Annotated in this window: 21 protein-coding genes and 1 pseudogene; 4 read left to right on the top strand and 18 right to left on the bottom strand. The window is 37.2% G+C overall.

Annotated features, from left to right (window positions below):
* Positions 1-47 precede the first annotated feature (47 nt).
* The 10 genes and pseudogenes from YQ22_RS12525 to YQ22_RS12480 form a co-directional block, all read right to left on the bottom strand.
* Complete coding sequence (locus tag YQ22_RS12525; RefSeq protein WP_232231180.1) at positions 48-776, bottom strand: haloacid dehalogenase type II; 729 nt, start codon at positions 774-776, stop codon at positions 48-50.
* An 11-nt stretch (positions 777-787) separates the two neighbouring features.
* Entirely contained in the window at positions 788-1135 is a 348-nt protein-coding gene (locus YQ22_RS12520) for a DoxX family protein (RefSeq protein WP_071341467.1), read from the bottom strand.
* A 20-nt stretch (positions 1136-1155) separates the two neighbouring features.
* Positions 1156-1800 (bottom strand): annotated as a pseudogene (locus YQ22_RS12515) (DsbA family oxidoreductase).
* A 3-nt stretch (positions 1801-1803) separates the two neighbouring features.
* Complete coding sequence (locus YQ22_RS12510; RefSeq protein ID WP_071341466.1) at positions 1804-2118, bottom strand: EthD family reductase; 315 nt, start codon at positions 2116-2118, stop codon at positions 1804-1806.
* 70 nt (positions 2119-2188) lie between these two features.
* Entirely contained in the window at positions 2189-3181 is a 993-nt protein-coding gene (gap, locus tag YQ22_RS12505) for a type I glyceraldehyde-3-phosphate dehydrogenase (RefSeq protein ID WP_071341465.1), read from the bottom strand.
* A 101-nt stretch (positions 3182-3282) separates the two neighbouring features.
* Entirely contained in the window at positions 3283-3831 is a 549-nt protein-coding gene (locus tag YQ22_RS12500) for a carboxymuconolactone decarboxylase family protein (RefSeq protein WP_058103702.1), read from the bottom strand.
* A 75-nt stretch (positions 3832-3906) separates the two neighbouring features.
* A complete protein-coding gene (locus tag YQ22_RS12495; RefSeq protein WP_071341464.1) occupies positions 3907-4470 on the bottom strand; it encodes a TetR/AcrR family transcriptional regulator in 564 nt (187 codons plus the stop codon).
* A 148-nt stretch (positions 4471-4618) separates the two neighbouring features.
* Positions 4619-5881, bottom strand: a complete 1263-nt coding sequence (locus tag YQ22_RS12490; protein WP_071342581.1) for a serine hydrolase — start codon at positions 5879-5881, stop codon at positions 4619-4621.
* A gap of 20 nt (positions 5882-5901) precedes the next feature.
* Positions 5902-6495: a hypothetical protein gene (locus YQ22_RS12485; protein WP_071341463.1), complete on the bottom strand. Its 594-nt coding sequence runs from the start codon at positions 6493-6495 to the stop codon at positions 5902-5904.
* Position 6496: 1 nt separating this feature from the next.
* The gene (locus tag YQ22_RS12480; protein WP_442914840.1) at positions 6497-8662 is read right to left on the bottom strand and encodes a PEP/pyruvate-binding domain-containing protein; all 2166 of its coding nucleotides are present in this window, start codon (positions 8660-8662) and stop codon (positions 6497-6499) included.
* A gap of 1019 nt (positions 8663-9681) precedes the next feature.
* Here YQ22_RS12480 and YQ22_RS12475 point away from each other — a divergent pair.
* Entirely contained in the window at positions 9682-9987 is a 306-nt protein-coding gene (locus YQ22_RS12475) for a hypothetical protein (RefSeq protein WP_058103706.1), read from the top strand.
* A gap of 139 nt (positions 9988-10126) precedes the next feature.
* Positions 10127-10876 carry a polyphosphate--glucose phosphotransferase gene (gene ppgK, locus YQ22_RS12470; protein WP_071341461.1) on the top strand — a complete coding sequence of 250 codons (750 nt, stop codon included), beginning with the start codon at positions 10127-10129 and terminating at the stop codon, positions 10874-10876.
* A gap of 79 nt (positions 10877-10955) precedes the next feature.
* Here ppgK and YQ22_RS12465 read toward each other — a convergent pair whose 3' ends face one another.
* The 7 genes from YQ22_RS12465 to YQ22_RS12435 all read right to left on the bottom strand — a co-directional run bounded on the left by YQ22_RS12465 (position 10956) and on the right by YQ22_RS12435 (position 16715).
* Positions 10956-11855: a DUF6503 family protein gene (locus YQ22_RS12465; RefSeq protein ID WP_071341460.1), complete on the bottom strand. Its 900-nt coding sequence runs from the start codon at positions 11853-11855 to the stop codon at positions 10956-10958.
* Positions 11856-11889: 34 nt separating this feature from the next.
* Positions 11890-12678: an SDR family NAD(P)-dependent oxidoreductase gene (locus YQ22_RS12460; protein ID WP_071341459.1), complete on the bottom strand. Its 789-nt coding sequence runs from the start codon at positions 12676-12678 to the stop codon at positions 11890-11892.
* A 289-nt stretch (positions 12679-12967) separates the two neighbouring features.
* Positions 12968-14770 carry a translational GTPase TypA gene (gene typA, locus YQ22_RS12455; protein ID WP_071341458.1) on the bottom strand — a complete coding sequence of 601 codons (1803 nt, stop codon included), beginning with the start codon at positions 14768-14770 and terminating at the stop codon, positions 12968-12970.
* A 105-nt stretch (positions 14771-14875) separates the two neighbouring features.
* Positions 14876-15067 (bottom strand): hypothetical protein, encoded by a 192-nt coding sequence (locus tag YQ22_RS12450; protein WP_071341457.1) that lies wholly within the window; start codon positions 15065-15067, stop codon positions 14876-14878.
* Positions 15033-15272, bottom strand: coding sequence for a hypothetical protein (locus YQ22_RS12445; protein ID WP_156894570.1), 240 nt, complete (start codon positions 15270-15272; stop codon positions 15033-15035). Before YQ22_RS12445 ends, YQ22_RS12450 begins: the two co-directional genes overlap by 35 nt.
* Before the next feature lie 202 nt (positions 15273-15474).
* Positions 15475-16059, bottom strand: a complete 585-nt coding sequence (locus tag YQ22_RS12440) for a hypothetical protein (RefSeq protein ID WP_071341455.1) — start codon at positions 16057-16059, stop codon at positions 15475-15477.
* 89 nt (positions 16060-16148) lie between these two features.
* Positions 16149-16715, bottom strand: a complete 567-nt coding sequence (locus tag YQ22_RS12435) for a DUF3575 domain-containing protein (RefSeq protein WP_071341454.1) — start codon at positions 16713-16715, stop codon at positions 16149-16151.
* A gap of 83 nt (positions 16716-16798) precedes the next feature.
* On the opposite strand from YQ22_RS12435, the gene kdsA reads away from it, so the two are divergent.
* On the top strand, positions 16799-17617 hold the full coding sequence (gene kdsA, locus YQ22_RS12430; RefSeq protein ID WP_071341453.1) for a 3-deoxy-8-phosphooctulonate synthase: 819 nt from the start codon (positions 16799-16801) through the stop codon (positions 17615-17617).
* 32 nt (positions 17618-17649) lie between these two features.
* Positions 17650-17886, top strand: coding sequence for a hypothetical protein (locus tag YQ22_RS12425; RefSeq protein ID WP_071341452.1), 237 nt, complete (start codon positions 17650-17652; stop codon positions 17884-17886).
* A 46-nt stretch (positions 17887-17932) separates the two neighbouring features.
* Here YQ22_RS12425 and YQ22_RS12420 read toward each other — a convergent pair whose 3' ends face one another.
* The gene (locus tag YQ22_RS12420) at positions 17933-18343 is read right to left on the bottom strand and encodes a DUF1801 domain-containing protein (RefSeq protein WP_335625826.1); all 411 of its coding nucleotides are present in this window, start codon (positions 18341-18343) and stop codon (positions 17933-17935) included.
* Between the last annotated feature and the right edge of the window lie 6 nt (positions 18344-18349).

Here is an 18349-nt window from a genome sequence, read left to right as displayed (position 1 = left end):
ACTGTACAATGTACGGTGCTGTTGTTTACATTATTTTGACCAGACCATTAATCATAAGTCATTAATGTTTTGGCTACTTGCAGCAGATTGTCTTCAAAAATTTCTGTTTGTTTAGCCAAAGGAAAAGGTTGTTGCCCAGGTCTATTTACAAAGGCTGCCCGCCAGCCTGCCCATTGTGCACCTGCCACATCCCAGCCATGGGCGGCAATCAGCATGCACTCATTGGGTAGTATGCCCATTTTTTGGGCTCCCCAAGTATAGGTTTCCGTAAATGGTTTAAATTTTCCGGTTTCCTCAACACTCAAAAGTTCATCAAAATACTCGGTTAGCCCGGCATTTTCAAATTGCTTCTTTAATAAAGTCTTAGAAGAATTGGTAAACGCTACCAACTTATATTCTGCCGCTTTTAGCTGTGTAAGTGCCTTTTTCACTTCTGGATGTGCAGGTAAATTACTGATGGATTCGCCTATTAACCTACGAGCATTATCTTTTGAAATATTAATAGTATGATTTGCCGCTACCATTTGTAATGCCGCCGCACCAATATGACCGAACGGTTCATAAGTTCCACTGGCGGAAACTACCAATGAATATTGTAGCATGGTGGTAAACCAAAGCGGTAATAAATCTTCCCTACCGCCTAATGCATTACCTACTTCTTTTTTAACGGCGCTAAGATCCAATAGGGTTTCATTTACATCAAAGAACAAGACTTTAGGACGAATACCCTTTAATGACCCATCTACCATAGTTTTATGTATTTCCCTATTGTTCATTTCCATTATACCTATTTACTAAAGATATATGAAATGATCAATGAAAGCAAGGCAATAACGGCTGCCGTCTGTTCACCATCACCAACCATTATATGCGCAAAAAATGCCAGTACAACGGCAAAGAAAAATGCGGCATACGCCCATTCTTTGATCAAATAAAACTTTGGATTCCAAATAGCGAACAAGCCTATTAGTTTAGCCGTAGCGTACGGATAAATTAAATAGGTTGGGTAGCCCAAACTTTGAAAAGCCGTTTTCACGTAATCATGATTAAAAAAATACATGCTTGCAGAAAATAGCATTACCAAGGTAAAAATACCTGTGGCTATGTAGTATATAATTTTATTTGAAATATTCATGATTCAAAAGTTTATTTGGTTTATTCGGAAATAAGTTCTCCCAGTATTTGCTTAAAAGTAGTAACAGGTTGAGCACCCGTTACGGCACTTTTCATGTTAAAGACTATAGTAGGTACTAAATTTACACCCAAATTCTTCCATTCGCCCTGCTTGTTTCTAACTTCATATCTTGCCGCTTCACTATCAAGTTTTGCCAGTGCTTCGTCAGCATTAAGACCAACATCCAACAACGCCTGTTTAAGCACATCTCTTTTAGAAACATCCTTTCTTTCGTTAAAAAACGAATTCATTAGTCGCAATTTCAGTTCGGTCTGTTTATCAAAATCTTTGGCATATTCCAATAGCACATGAGCATCAAAAGTGTTTGCCATACGCATACCTTCAAAATAGTCGAATTTGAATCCTAATTCTTCTCCGATATCCGTCATGTTTTTACGCGATTCCTGTTGCTGTTCTAAGGTAGAACCATACTTTTCGGTAATATGTTCGGTCAGATCTTGACCTTCTGGCGGCATACCCGGATTCAGTTCAAACGGTTGCCATTCAATTTATACTTGGTCTTCAATTCCCAGTTCTTCAATTGCTTTTTCCAAACGTTTATACCCAATGGCGCACCAAGGGCATACTACATCAGATACAATATCTATTTTCAATTTCTCTTTCATCACTTAAAATGTAATCAAATCACTAATTTGAATTTCACCTTGCGCATTACTATAGTTCTTGACATCTGCTGCAAATGTTGCCGCATGCGGACCAAAAGCAGCTTGAAAAGAAGCTACATCATCAAATTTTAAATGAGCAATGGCTACGTATGGTGCAGCATCGCCCGGTGCTCTGCCACCAACACCTAAATCCAATTCCAATTCTTTCAATGCACTGCCCACTAGTTTTTGAACCATTGGCAAGTGTGTGTTCTTATAATATTCCGTATCGAACTTTACGTCTTCGCTATTCGGATACATTACGGATACTTTTATCATGTTGTTTATTATTTAAGTTAATAAATAAAGATAGCCAATCTTTTATGTCAAGATTAGTGCCTAATTTAATTCAGTTTTCCGCCAAAATTTGACGTATCATTTGATTGGTGAATCCCCATTCGTAATCGTACCAGGTCATTACTTTCAACAAATCGCCATCTACTACCCTTGTCATTCCCAAATCAACGGTAGACGCATGCGGATTCTTTACAATATCAGAAGATACCAAAGGCTGATCTGTAGTATCCAAAATATTCTTATACCTATCCGTAGCCGCTTCCTCTTTAAAAATAGCATTTACTTCTTCAGGGGTTACTTCACGTTCGGTAACAAAAGTTAAGTCTGACATTGACCCAACAGGAATTGGCACACGTAGGGCAACACCATCAAACTTACCAGCAAATTCGGGCAATGCCTTTGTCGTTGCAATTGCCGCACCTGTAGATGTCGGCACAATATTCGCCGCACCCGCGCGACCCATTCTCAAATTCTTTTGTGAAGGTGCATCTACAATACCTTGAGAGGCAGTATACGCATGTACGGTAGTCATTATGGCTTTTTTAATACCCACTCTACGCCCCAATATTTCTACAACCGGACTAATGTTATTGGTAGTACAACTAGCACAGGAGAAAATATTGGTTTCACCTGCATCCGTATTTACACCGTGTACAACCGTTGGTATATCTTCACTCTTAGTAGGTGCAGATATAATAACGGATTTAGCACCAGCTTTAATATGTTTTTTGGCATCTTCACTCTTGGTAAAGAAACCGGTACTTTCTATTACAACATCAATTTCGTGTTCTGCCCAAGGCAAATCTTCAGGATTGCGTTGTGAATTATATTGAATTTTTTTTCCATCAATGATCAAATTGTTCTCATCATGCGTAACCTCTTTTTCATAAATTCCATAAACCGAATCATACTTTAATAAATAAGCTATATTCTCTATGGAAACAATGTCGTTTACCGCTACTAAGTCTAACTCTGGAGTATCCAAAATTACTTTTAAAGAAGCGCGACCTATACGCCCCATTCCGTTTATTGCTATTTTTTTCATTTTGATGTATTTAGTTTATTAAAATTAAATAGCCCCCTGCCTTAAGACAGAAGGCTATCAACAATCAATCAACAAATGGTTTCGGGGAACTTGAAACCAAATTATTTAGACCATTCAAATTTCTTGAAAGGTTCATCTACTGGTGTATGTGCAATATGATTTGTATAGTTACTGATTACCTTTTGTGATAATCCTAGGATAATTTCCAATACTTGTTGCTCTCCATAACCTGCAGCGTAAAAAGCATCAAGGTCCTCTTGTGTTACATTACCACGGTTACGCACAATGGTCAAAGTCATTGTTCTTAAGGCCTCTAATTTTGCATCGGCCAACGGTGTTTCATTACGTAATGCTTCTGTAATGGCATCATCAACTTTCATCATTTTCGCGATACCAGTATGTGCCGGTACACAGTAGTGACATGCATGCTCTACGTTTATCGTTTGCCAAACCACGGTCAATTCTTCTTCATTGAAAGAAGTTTCAGTAAATAATTGGTGTAACGTTTGGTATGCTTCCAAAATTTTTGGTGATGCCGCCAATACCCCGTGCAGGCCAGGAATCATTCCAAATGACTTTTGAGAATTTTCTAATAATGGCTTACTACCTTCAGGTGCAGATTCAATGTTGTGTACTTTTAAAGTTGTCATACTCTTTCTAATTTGAATGTTTATTATAGTTATGTTAAATCTAAGCAATCGCTTAGTTATTGTTCAAAAAAAATGTTACAAGTGTAAAAACGTAATTTTAATAATGCCCTTTAATTCCTCCTCACTAAATACTTTAGATGAAATGGACAAACCTAAAAGAGCGTTCATTAAATAGTCTGCTTGCGCTTCTATTTCTTTTACATCCCTTTGGTCGTCTTGTTTTAGATTCCTTACAAACAATTTTCTAATATTTAATGAAAACCGTTTTAATGCGGCCATGATTACCGGATTAGTATCTTCTTTAATCTCATTTACCGTATTGGTCACCAAGCAACCTTTAAAAATAGCTCCTTCCCTTGAGAAATCTAGAAAATCCAAAAAATAATTTTTAATACCCTCTACTCCATTAGTAGAGTTTTCCAAGATATTTGTTATGGACTTTATCTTTGCATTATACAGTTTAATGCTCTCTAAAAAAACACCCTCTTTATTCTTAAAACTGGCATAAATGGAAAACTGATTAATACCCATTTCTTTCTCCAACATACGAACGGAAGTACTTTCATAGCCATTACGCCAGAAAAGACGCATTGCCTTTTCTATGACTTCAGCTTCGCTATATTGCTTTTTGCGTGCCATTTATTCTAATTACATTGTAAAACTAAGCAAGTGCTTTGTTATAAAAAAATATTTAACTTTAGATTAAGTATTTATTCAAAATAATAGGGCATAAAAAAACCTACTGACATATCATACAGTAGGTTAATTACTTCACAGTAGGAATATATTACCCCTTTCTAATAATTTTATCAATATTACCTGCTAAATACATATGATCACTGGCAGAGTTTTTACGAAGTACGTTGGTCATTAATACCACCATGTACCTACAATTATCCGGATGCTCAACAATGATGACCGAGTTCATGAAATTGGTAACGTTGCCCATGTATTTTCCGCATGCCTCCCCATTACTTCTATCGCATTTGTACAAAGAGCCCGATTTAAAATATACAGCGGCTTCTTTCAATGCCGGTGACTGTGCGTAGCGGATTCTACGATCGGTCATATACATTAATCGTTTCATCTCTAAGCTTGATGCTTCATCTACCACCTTACCCTGTTCCAATTGAACCAAGAATTTCATTAAACCCTGTGGTGAACCTATACTACCGCCTTTATCGCCCACATAGGTATTTGCACCTCTAGTGAAGAAACTACCCAATCGCCATTCATCTGATGTAATGCCCAATTCACGTAAAGGCAAATTAACCACATCATTACTCAAATCTGTCAGCTCTTTTTTAGGAGTATCCTTAAAATAAGTATCCGCTTCTTCTTGTGTCAGCTCAGGATACTTTTCACCAAATGCTGCCATTAACAGCGCCTCTCTCCACACTATACTTGCCGCACCGTTGTTACTCACAGTCAACATGTGATCTGCCCATTCATATAAAGAGAACACATCGCTGGCAATTACTTGACGTTTTACCAAGGTATTCTTTTCAATATTATAGATAGGAATGGTATGTTCATCCGTTAAGCCCCAAACTCCGGCTTTAACAGATTTATTCTTTAGTAGCTCCGTTCTTTTTTCAAATGAATCTGGGTAAATTTTTTCCAACTGTGTGAACAAGCCCAATAACACAGCCAACTTACCTACAGAACCTGGCTGATAGCCAGCAGTCTCATTTCGTTCTGCATAGCGAACATTTTCTGGGTCCGATATATCTAAAACCGTTAACGAATAACTTTTATCCAAACCGCGAAACAAGGCACTGATTTCCTTCTGAAAATCTGCATCTACCTGCATTAGACCCATTGCGCTATCATTCTTTCTTGACAGTAAGTTCAATTGAATATCGTTGTAAGATTTCATGGCACCGACAGGTAAAGCCGATGCATCTTTAATCTCTCCGCTCTTGATCAGCTCCAATCGTTTTAAGCGTTTAATGCCTGTGCGCTCGTAACCATCAATTGGGTAATATTTGTATGTTGTAAATGCGGATGCACTTACAACTACGATTAACAATACTATAATTTTCTTCATACTCATTTCTAAACCTAATTTTAATAACTGTTGTATGCAACATCAAATCGACCATCACTAACGATTACAAATTGCCCGTTATCATCTAATGCCGAAAAGTAAAATGTTCCGGAAATAAATTTACGTTCCTGATCAATCCTAACAATTTCCAAAACACCTCCAATGCTATTATTGGTATAAAATTCTGAATCAAGAGCGACCCCTTTAATTTTTTTATCAATAACACACTTAGCATTGGAGAGAAGAGTATCATTATTCATTAAAGTAGTTTCTGATAAAGAGTATTTTCCTTCATTCAAAAAATCTTCGTCGCTATACACCTCCAATTGCATAGAAATTTCACCATCTACTTTGTTAGATGTAGCTAAAGCAAATCTATACCCATCTGAAGTCTTTTCATATGTTAAATTCAGCTCGGTCTCGTAATCACAATCCGTACAGAATTCCTCTTTCTTTGCCACAAATACTTGTCCATCAATCAGACAACCAAAGGTGTTTAAGCCTGCCGTACTTATTGCCGGTAATTCATCCATTACCGGAACATCATCATCTGAATTACAAGCTATAAAAACAAGAAAACACATGGCTAACAAACAAAACCAATTTCTTTTCATATCATATTTTTGTACTCAGCGAAATTTCTTTTGCCGTATTAATTTTTGGGGTGATGGATTCCAGATACCCAGAACTCAACGCTTTTTTATTTTCAACGAACGGTCTTATTTGAAACAACCATAATTTGTCTTCCTTAAAACCTAATTCCACATCATAAGCACCCTCATAATCCGTATTCGTTTCTTTTGGCATTGTTTCTCTAATGGTCTTTGCCAAGGTTTTAATATCCGCCATGTTCTTTTCATTCAAAACCCTGTGCTCAAAAGTGGCTATTTTTTTGCCCGTACCACCTGTGGCGGGAAGCGTATTAAATAATGCTTCACGCGCAGGCGCCAATAAACGATATCCGTTATCACTATAGATTGTATATGTTTCCGCTGACTGCCCATCAACAGCACCGCCCGCACCTCTACTGAATGCAACGGTCAAGTCTTTATCATTACCTGAGTTAATGCCCTTTGTGATCAAAACGCCCGAGTAATCTACATCTACACTTGGGATCACCAAAATAGAAGGGAATACATTCTCTGGATTCAACAAATACACTTGGCGCCATTTAAAACTTCGCTCTGTATATGGCGATGCCCAAACATCTTTAATACCCTCAATAATCTTTTCTTTGTCCAGCACGTTGAATAAAGTCAAGTTTAGTCCGGCACCGGTGAACTCCTTTAAATCTTCCATATTGGTATCACTACGTAAGAATACAGGAACCTTACCAAATTCAGCACCAAGAACCGATTTAAATTTAGTCTCCAATTGATTTTTAAAATCTTCTTTTAAAGGCATTTTTTTAATTGCCGTTCTTAGCGTCTCCAATTGTCTTAATTGATAATTTTCAACTTCGGGTTCAGGCACATCTGCACCTCTCATGCGCTCAGCCTCTTTAAACATGCTATTCAAAAACTCCCAATACGAGGTAGTTTCACCAGGCATGGTCTGATCCATATGATCTTTAAAGATCCCGAAAGGTATTACCAACCCCTCCACAACTTGCTCTGGAAACATCTTTTTCAACTGACCAAGGTTAGCGGCTTTTGGTCCGCATAAGGCACCAGAATCACTTGCATCAACATCTCGCATGTTCAGCACATCTGTAGTACCTAATTGAATTTTCTCAACTGGCACTTCTATCTTATCGGTGTTTCGTTCTTTCTTTAGGAACAGTCCGCGTTCTTGATCTGTCATTTGCGCTTCTGGTTTTAAGATCACGTTCCCTTTATTTGAAACCGCATAAAATACACGGTCACCATCATACTTCTTTAAACTCTGAAGATTCTGATCAGATAGTGCGGCATTGGGTATACCTAAATTACGCGCCAATAATTGTACATGCGATACCATATTACCTTCAGCCACAGTGGCTATACCTGCCACTGGTTTTAGGTCTGACGGAGAGCGCTGAAAAATATAAATTTTATCTGCCGATACCTCAATATCTTCAGATGAACCATCCACTACGACCAATTCACCTAAGGCATAACCTGGGTTCAATCCCCTGAAGGTACTTTGATTGGTAATATCCATAACCTTATTGGTCAAAGCGGATTCTTTAGATATAAAATCGCCCAACTGCCCCACACTTTGCCCTAAATGCAAAGCAACGGAACCTCTAATTCTATCATCTATAAATGCATAAGACTTAGGCTCAAAAGCGGTATAGGTATTTACTACTTCTTGATAATTGGCTTTAACTGTCGCCGCGCTCCACTCCACGGCAGATCTTGCCGTTTCTAGCACTTGTGTCAATTCTGCCAATGTCAATATACTTTCACCAAATTTACTGAGCGTACCAGAAATCTGCTCCCACTCCCACAGTTCTAGATAGCCTGCACCCACAGATGCCGTGGTCAATGCACATATTTTTTCTAACTGACCACTAACCGTATCAGGCTCCCAATTAGGCGCGTTTTGAAATAGCAACTCTTCTAACTTCAAAGAAATATCCAATAACTGCAAACGTGCCAAAGACCGCTTTTCTGTTAACAGATCTTCCCTGATATCTAAAAGTAATTGAGCCGTTTCATTCACTATATAGGGTGGATTGTCATTATATGCCTTTGTATTTATAAAAGATTGTACTTTATCTCCCAATAAAGTTCTTTTGACCAACTTAGATGTGTTAAGCAACGCCTGTACATCAACCGGTTTAAAAAACGTATTCATCGTAGTTACCAATCCGTCTAATTTCTTATGTAAATCGGTTGTCAATGATTTTTGATGTTTCGTTTTAAAATCAATTACTTTTTGAATATCGGCTTTTTCCGGCTGACTATGGATCTTGGTTCTAAGGTCCATAAACGGTGCGTACATATCCGAAATTACCTTAGACTGGCTTCGCATTAATTGTGCAACATTATCATCACCGTTATGGGGAATATCTTTTAAAGATTGGCGTATTAGATAAAAGTTATTGAGCAGAACTTTATCATCTGCCAAAATAGTTTTATAAAAATCGATTCCCCATGCCTCTTCGTCTTCTACCTGTACTGAGCCTCTATAGAACTGCCCTTTTTGATTGATCCAACCATTATCTACCAAACGCAAATACTTATCCAATTGATATTGTTTTAAGCGCGAGTGGATATAATCGGCATCCCACAGCTCATCAATATCCGTGTATGCCAAAATTTGACCTAAATGAATATGATTGGTCTCACCCAAGGAGACCACTTCATCTTTATAACGGGCATGTTGTACGCCAGGACCAATATTATCCGGGCAGGGGTCTTTTGGTTGTCTAATACTACCATCCGTACAGAACCAACGAATATCTTTATACGGACCCCTTATATCTGCCTTATATTTTTGAACCCATTGTTGAATATTAACAGTAGATACCCTGTCTTGCGAATAACCAAAATTAGATGCTAAAAAACACACTATGGTAACCTGCGTAAATTGTAGAGGAGATGTATAGTTTTTCAATGTATACTAATGTTTAATATAGTAAAGGTAGTACGTAATTTTTCTATTAAATAGTGTTATCCAAAAATATTTTACTTCATTATTCAAAAAATAGCGAACTGGTTTACAGCTATTTAACATTATAAAAATCTTTCATAATAAAATGATAAAAATAATCGTTATTCAACTAATTAGATTTCATTTGTATTCAGAATTTTAGACCTAAAAACAGGACTAAAATCAGGCAAAAAAATCGATAATTAACTTAACAAGAAAAAATGAAATCACTATTAATTGTATTGTTCGTTTCCATTTCTACCTTGACCGCATACGGGCAAGACGAAAGCACTATGAACGCCACCTATGAAGGCTTCATTAATGGTACTTATGTGTTCACTGACGACGAAGGAGAGCGTGTTGAATTCAACAACGTTGCCAATGGCGTAAGTGCAAAGTACGACCTTAACAGCTCTAAGTTTGTAGGTAGACAGTTCTCTATTACTTTTACGATTGATCTAGAGATGGACGAGGATGATGAGGAAATTCAAGTAAGCACGATTACAAACTTGCTTATGCCCGAATAAAACACTTAAAGGACCTAAAAAGGTCCTTTTTTTATGCTATAAATTATAGACATCCATAAACGTAAAAAACACACTAAATAATAGCACTTCAAAGAGCCGAAACTTTTTCGTTTCTTTGTAATTCATAACAAAATATAAAATGACTTTACTTGGTATTGATGTAGGTGGTTCTGGAATAAAAGGAGCGTTAGTTAATTCTAAAACCGGAGAAATGATTTCAGAACGTTTTAGAATACCAACTCCCATACCCAGAACACCCGAGGCAATGTCAGATGTAATAGCCCAGATAGTAGCGCATTTTGACTACAAAGGCAAAGTGGGCTGTGGTTTCCCTACTATTATTAAAAACGGAATCTGTAAAGCCACAGGTAATCTAGATAAAAGTTGGTTAGGTGTTAATGTAGAAGAATTACTGGAAAAGAAAACCGGATTGGATTTTACCGTAATCAATGATGCCGATGCTGCTGGATACGCTACTATGAACTATGGTACCGGTAAAGGAGAAAAAGGTTTTGTAGTAATGATTACCATTGGTACCGGTTTAGGAAGTGGCGCATTTCTTGACGGAAGATTGATTCCTAATTTTGAGCTAGGACAAATTCCCTATAAAAAATATAGCAAAATTGAGAAATGGGCAGCGGGATCAGCCAAGGACCGTGAAGGACTCTCCTATAAAAAATGGGGCAAAAGATTCAACAAATTCTTAGAGTACGTAGAATTGATCGTATCTCCAGATTTAATAATACTTGGCGGCGGTGCCTCAAAGGATTTTAAAGAGTTCAAATCAAAAATAAAAATAGAGACCAGGGTCATACCTGCAGAATTACAGAACCACGCGGGTATTATAGGTGCCGCTGTTGCTTCACAATACAAAGCACAAAAAGTTTAGTGCTATAATTAACCACATCGCAAAAAAAATCCCAAAGTTACCTTTGGGATTTTTTATTTATTTTGATTAAGCTATATCCTTAATTCAAAATCTTAGCATCTGCCGGAGCATCAAAAAAGTCTTTTGGTAGATCATTTTCAAATGAGACATCGGTAAAATCAATTTTGGTTATATACTCACCAGGCTGATTACCTTCTACTGTCCAATACGTTTTAAATCCGCCGGGCATAGTAATACCATCAACTTTTTGCTCACCAATAAATTCAGTGAATTTTTCTGGAGCATGACCACCGTCCTTAAAATATTCCGGGTAAGAAACAATGTATCTCATTACCGCAATTTTATTGCTTTCTTTATTCACGTAAAGAATATAGTAATCGTCCGGTGCATCGCCCGTGCCTGCATCAAAAGTTACTTTTACAACATTGTAATCTTTATCTTTAAAGGTAGTAGGCTCCAATAGCTCTAAGTTCACTCCTTCTCCACTTAAAACAAACGGATGACCAACAAACCATAAGGGTGTCAATGCCCAGAATTTAGTATCATAGGCAAATGCCGTACTGTCCTTTGCCATGACCCAAGCCTTTTCACCTGTCCACCCAAATTTAGCCGAACTATCCGTAGCACTTGTATGTACCGCACGGTTGCTCCAAGTATCTACCGTTTGATAGCTATCTCTTGCCGTTTTCCCGTCTAAAGGCTGATAATTGAAACGAAAAGTTAGAGGACCATTGGCAAACCAAGTATCCAATCCGCCATGCGCTTCCATAGCATTCCATATAATTTTACCCGCCTCGGTTTCATTCAATCTATTTTTCGCTTTTTCAACTCTTGAATTTACCCATGAATCTGGGTAAGAAATAACGTTAGATTCCGCAACCACTTCTTTGGTAGCTTTATCAACTGATTTAGGAGTTTCTTTACAGGATACGATTACTGCAAAAACTGATAAAAGTGAAAATTTGTAAAATAATTTCATAATTGTGTGCCGTTTATTTATTTCCCAGTAAAAATCATACGGCTTTATGATCTAAACTAGCGGTTTTACGTTCCTCATAATTCTCCGCAACCTTTTTATCCAATTCTTGGGGTGCTTCAAAGTTCAGGGTATTTTCCTTGAGTCGTTCTTCACCGCCAAAAATTACTTGAAGTTCTTTATTAAATAAACCTTCTAATGATCGCTCTGCTACATACTCGGGTGCATCCATTTTTCTACCTTTAAATTTCTGCATCATCTCGGTATCCGTAGCCGTTGGAAAAGCACAGGTAACCGATACTTTGAAAGGAGCCAATTCGCGCCTCATAGAATCTGAAAACTGACGAATTGCAGCTTTGGTACTACCATAGACAGCGTAGAACGGCATTCCGATCAATCCTAACCCCGAAGAAATGTTTAAAATAAAGGCATCTTCAGATGACTTCAGCAATGGAATACAGTATTTTGTCAATAACATAACAGCGGTAAGGTTAACGGCTACTTGATCGTACAGATCTTCATCTTGTATATCCTCTAACGGACCAGCCGCAACTATACCAGCATTATTGATTAAAATATCCAGATGCCCCCATTTATCTTCTATACGGGCTGCGGCATCTCTCAATATTTCAATATTGGCGACATCACCAGCAATTTTCATAAAGTTTACTTCAGGATACTCCTCTGCTAATTGCTTGAGATTACTTTTGTCACGAGCTATTACCGCTACATTGGTTACTCCCTCTTTTATAAGGCTTTGAACCATACATTTTCCAATTCCGCGAGTACCCCCGGTAATGAGTACATTTTTACCATTTAGTTGCATATTAATAAGTGTTTGAGTTGAGTTAAATTGCACTTTAAATTAGCTAAAAAATGGACTATAAACGAAGAAAATTGCAGGATGAACCCATTATTAAGAAAGTAGGAAAATCTATCTTAAAATTTTGCGTTTTTCTTAATGAAATAGCTTTAATCAACTATAAAACCAGTGGAAATTGATAAAATTAAATACGCACACTTTCCCCTTAAGTATACAAATTAGAAAAGCCACCTAAATAGGTGGCTTTTACATAGTAAAGGAAAAAAGTCCTTAAGAAAAAAGAACTTTTATTTTAAGCTATTTTATTACGCTTACGCTCGTTCTCCGTTAAATAGATTTTACGTAAACGTAAAAATTTAGGAGTTACCTCAACGTACTCATCTTTTTGAATATATTCTAGAGCTTCTTCCAATGAGAACTTAATTGCCGGTACGATTTTGGCTTTATCATCTGCACCTGAAGAACGTACGTTAGATAGTTTTTTAGTTTTGGTAATGTTCACGGTCATATCATCTCCACGAGAGTTCTCACCAATTACCTGACCTTCATAAATATCTTCACCTGGATCAACAAAGAACTTACCTCTATCCTGTAATTTATCTATAGAATAAGGAATAGCCTTTCCTGTTTCCATAGAAACTAAAGAACCATTCTGTCTTTGTGGAATTTCACCTTTCATTGGTTGGTACTCTAAGAAACGGTGTGCCATAATAGCCTCACCAGCCGTAGCAGTCAACAATTGGTTACGAAGACCAATAATACCTCTAGATGGTATAATGAACTCACATACCATACGATCGCCTTTAGCCTCCATACTGGTCATTTCACCTTTACGCATAGAAACCATTTCAACCGCTTTACCAGATACTGTTTCCGGTAAATCTATGGTCAATGCCTCAACAGGCTCACATTTTACACCATCGATCTCTTTTATAATAACTTGAGGCTGACCGATCTGTAATTCATACCCTTCACGACGCATGGTCTCAATTAAAACTGAAAGGTGTAATACACCACGACCGAATACCAAGAATTTATCTGCACTGTCCGTTTCGTTTACACGTAACGCCAAGTTCTTTTCCAATTCTTTTTGAAGTCTGTCGTTGATATGACGAGAAGTAACGAATTTACCATCTTTCCCAAAGAACGGACTATCGTTAATGGTAAACAACATACTCATTGTTGGCTCATCTATAGCAATGGTCTTCAATGCCTCTGGATTTTCAAAATCGGCAACGGTATCACCAATTTCAAAACCTTCAACTCCTACCAAAGCACAAATATCACCCGTTTCAACTTCTTGTACCTTTTTACGGCCAAGACCTTCAAAAACGTACAATTCCTTTATTTTGGATTTCACGATACTACCATCGCGCTTCACCAAAGAAATTTGCTGATTTTCTTTCAATGTACCTCTTTGCAATCTACCGATAGCGATTCTACCTGTAAATGAAGAGAAATCCAATGATGTAATCAACATTTGAGTGTTTCCTTCTTTTGGTTCAAAAGTAGGAATATGTTCAATTACCATATCTAACAATGGCTCAATGTTCTCAGTTTCATTTTGCCAGTCGGTACTCATCCAGTTGTTCTTTGCAGAACCGTATACTGTAGGGAAATCTAACTGCCATTCTTCTGCACCAAGCTCGAACATCAAATCGAAAACTTTTTCATGCACCTCTTCTGGAGTACAGTTTTCCTTATCTACCTTATTAATTACCAAGCATGGCTTTAAACCTAGATCAATTGCTTTTTGCAATACAAAACGTGTTTGTGGCATGGGACCTTCAAAAGCATCAACCAATAACAAAACACCATCGGCCATGTTCAATACACGCTCTACTTCACCACCAAAATCGGCGTGACCAGGAGTATCTATTATATTTATCTTAGTATCCTTATACACAACGGAAACGTTCTTGGATGTAATGGTAATACCACGCTCTCTTTCCAAGTCGTTATTATCCAAAATTAAATCACCTGTATTCTCGTTTTCACGAAACAAGCTACAGTGGTACATTATTTTGTCTACCAAGGTGGTCTTACCGTGGTCAACGTGCGCAATGATCGCAATATTCTTTGTAGTAGTGGACATAAGGTCTTATTTAAGCGTGCAAAGATACTTTAAATATATATAGCTACGCTTAAACTTATGTTATTTTTATCTTATTGATTTTGAGAGAGTTCCCTTATGGGCATGCTACTTTTTTCTACCACCTACAACCCAACCAAGTCTAACATCTATTAAAATACCTGCATCCTTATAAAAATCATCAACAAAAATACCGGGACCAAAAGCTAAGCCCCAATAGAGTCCTTTTCTGTAATTACGCTGAATACCATATACTAAAGCACCGTTATAAAAATAATCCGAGGCGTATTCCCAAATCACTAATTATTGGCGTACCCAATTGAAGTTGATTTAAAAATGCAATGTAGTTACCCGAGTTGCCAGATATATTCTTTCCTTTATTTAATCTTCTATTAAAATTTACGTATTGCCTTACATCTGCCTCTAAACCAGGATATAATCCAAACCTGGTCTCCCTATCTATACCGCCGTTAAGTGCAAATCCCAAGAACGCCTCTAAATTCAAAGTAGTTTTATCAGCTACCCCTAGTTCATAAGATATCCCCGGTGCTTAGGCATTAACTTTAAAAAGTCCGTCTTCCACATGCTTAACGGATTGTGCATTCAAATGAAAAACGGATAACAGAATAACGGATAAAAAAATGTTTTTTTTCATGATGTAGATTGGTTTGATTTTATGTGGGATTTATATCAAATACCAGACCAGATCAATCAAAAGTGGGCTTTCTAGATTTTCTTTTGGTAGCGACCCATCCAAAGGTCACATTAAGCAAAAAGCCATGACCGCTATCTAAAGTTTTTGAATCAAAATAGCCATAACCCACTTCTGCATTTACATTGAACCCTTTTCTGTTGGTTCGCTGAATACCGTATACTCCGCCATAGAATGCAAAGGCATAATCAATATTTCCGTCAGAGATATTATCTGTAAACTGTACAGGCTCCCAAAAAATACTACGCGCAGGACCTATATAATTTGCAGAATTTCCAACAATATTCTTATTGACATCTAAGCGCTGTTGAAAATTATGGTAATATCTAATTCTGGTATGCCATGTATAACCCAAAGCATAGCCTTCTTGGTATCTTGCAAATGCCGGAGTAAAACTTGTAGAAGCACTTACATTTTTAAATAACCCTAGCTCGTACCTAATACCTGGTCCCAATAGATTAATTGTGAATTGATGACGCTCTAGATTGATGAGTCCGTTACCTTTTTCCGAGAAATCCCTTATTTGTGCATTGGACAAGGAAACCGATAAGAACAGTAAAACAAGTGTGATTTTTTTCATGTAGATTGATTGATGTTGCAACTAAAACTACAAGATTAAAAAAAGGTAAACACTTGATTTAAAGAAATATTAAGAAAAAAGGTAAGATATTACCTACCCACACACCAACGTTTCTCACTGATGATCCAGCCAATACTTAAGTTGGCAACCGGATAGATTCCACCCTCAAACTGCCCAGCGTAATAGCCCGCACCAACATCTACCGAAAAATTAAAACCACTATCATAACTACGTTGCAAACCTGTAACCAAACCTGCGTACCCAAAAGCACCTTTTACATTTTCATTGGCAATAGTTCTAGGACTTGGAAAAAACACAGCTGCCGCCGGTGCTATGTAATTGGCAGAGTTGCCATAAATCTGTCTTCTATTGCGTTGTCGTTTTTCAAAGTTGTAATAATACCTATACTGAGCGGCAACTGCCGGAAAAACACCCAATTCATCATAAACATCTGGTAACAATGGATCTAATGCCACTTGAATACCAGCTTTAATATCAAAAGTAGTATTGGCACCCAATGCCATTTCATACTCTAGACCGGGATTTATAAGGTTGATCTTTACTTGCCTGAGCTCACAATTTTTACCAAATTGAGCATGTATATTAGATGTAACAAACGCCAGCACTATTAATAAAGTAAATTGTTTGATTTTCATTCAGATTTTTGATTTCGACAATCTTATCCTAATAGAACAGTAAGCTTCTTAAAATAGTATCTTTGTTTAAAAATATTCGACGAATGAACCTATCTCTTATACCCCAAATAAAACATACGGACAGTAACAACTTTTTTCTTCTCTCTGGACCCTGTGCCATTGAAGGTGAAGATATGGCATTGCGCATTGCAGAGCATATTGTGACCATTACCGATGAGCTTAAAATACCCTATGTATTTAAAGGAAGTTTTAAAAAAGCTAACCGTAGTAGGCTGGATTCGTTTACGGGCATTGGAGATGAAAAGGCTCTGAAAATTTTACGTAAGGTTTCTGAAACCTTTAAAGTTCCTACGGTTACCGATATACATACAGAACAAGATGCCGCTATGGCTGCCGAATATGTAGACGTATTGCAAATACCGGCATTTTTAGCCCGCCAGACCGATTTAGTTGTTGCCGCTGCCCAAACTGGAAAAACGGTCAACATAAAGAAAGGGCAATTTATGAGTCCGGAAAGTATGAAGCATGCCGTAAATAAAGTTACCGAAACCGGAAACGAGCAAGCTATCATCACCGATCGTGGAACCATGTTCGGTTACCAAGATATGATCGTAGATTTTAGAGGTGTACCTACCATGAAACAATTTGCTCCCGTGGTATTAGATGTAACCCATTCTTTACAACAACCCAATCAATCTTCTGGTGTAACTGGTGGTAGACCAGCTTTGATCGGCACCATGGCACGCGCTGGTGTTGCTGCAGGTGTAGACGGACTATTCATTGAAACGCATTTTGACTGTGCCAATGCCAAGAGTGATGGTGCCAATATGTTAGACTTAGGATTAATGAAAAAATTATTGACGGATTTAGTGGCGTTAAGAGCTGTTGTTAATGACTTTTAATTTTGATAATAGCTAAATAAATTTAAAACGAAATGAATAAAGTAATACCTATTTTAACCATACTATTATTGTTCTCCTTAGCAAGCTTTGGTCAACAAACAGGAAATACCAGAATGACACAAACTGTAGTGACTAATGGAATTGGGATAGGTAGCGCACTTGCTATTGTAATTTCATGGGACAGAAACAAATCAATTCTGTATGCGCTATTACACGGAATCTTGGGCTGGTTTTATGTAATTTACTACGTTATAGTTAGAGAAAAATAGTGAAATCCAACTATTAGATAAGGTTCATAGTACTAAACATTTACAATCAAATTAAATCTTTCTGCTTATAAAACCCATTTTTACGAACGGAATAAGCATCTTGTAAAACATCAACTAAAATATCGTTATCTATTTCCTCTAAGGTAGTGTAACGTAATGAACGAACTACCTTTCTGTTTTCAGAAACTAGTACGTTCAAATGTTTGGTAAGGTGAGCAGAATTCCAAAAAGCAATATCCACAAACTTTTTTTTATGATTTGCATTTAAATAACAAATGGGAGATTTCCCAATGTAAAAACAAGGTATATTCCACTTAAATTTTAGTTCAACACCTGGCAAGGTTGTTTCGATCATCATTTGTAGATGCATTAAAATACCTTTGTACGGTTCCGGTTGGTTATAAATATAGTGCTCTGCTGGGTTCATATCTCTATCAATTGCATTAAGATATCGCACGAATAC

This window comes from Maribacter sp. 1_2014MBL_MicDiv (genome assembly GCF_001865655.1).
Classification (GTDB): domain Bacteria; phylum Bacteroidota; class Bacteroidia; order Flavobacteriales; family Flavobacteriaceae; genus Maribacter; species Maribacter dokdonensis.
Note: the sequence above shows the minus strand (reverse complement) of the source record. Positions and strands in the feature narration are given on the sequence as shown.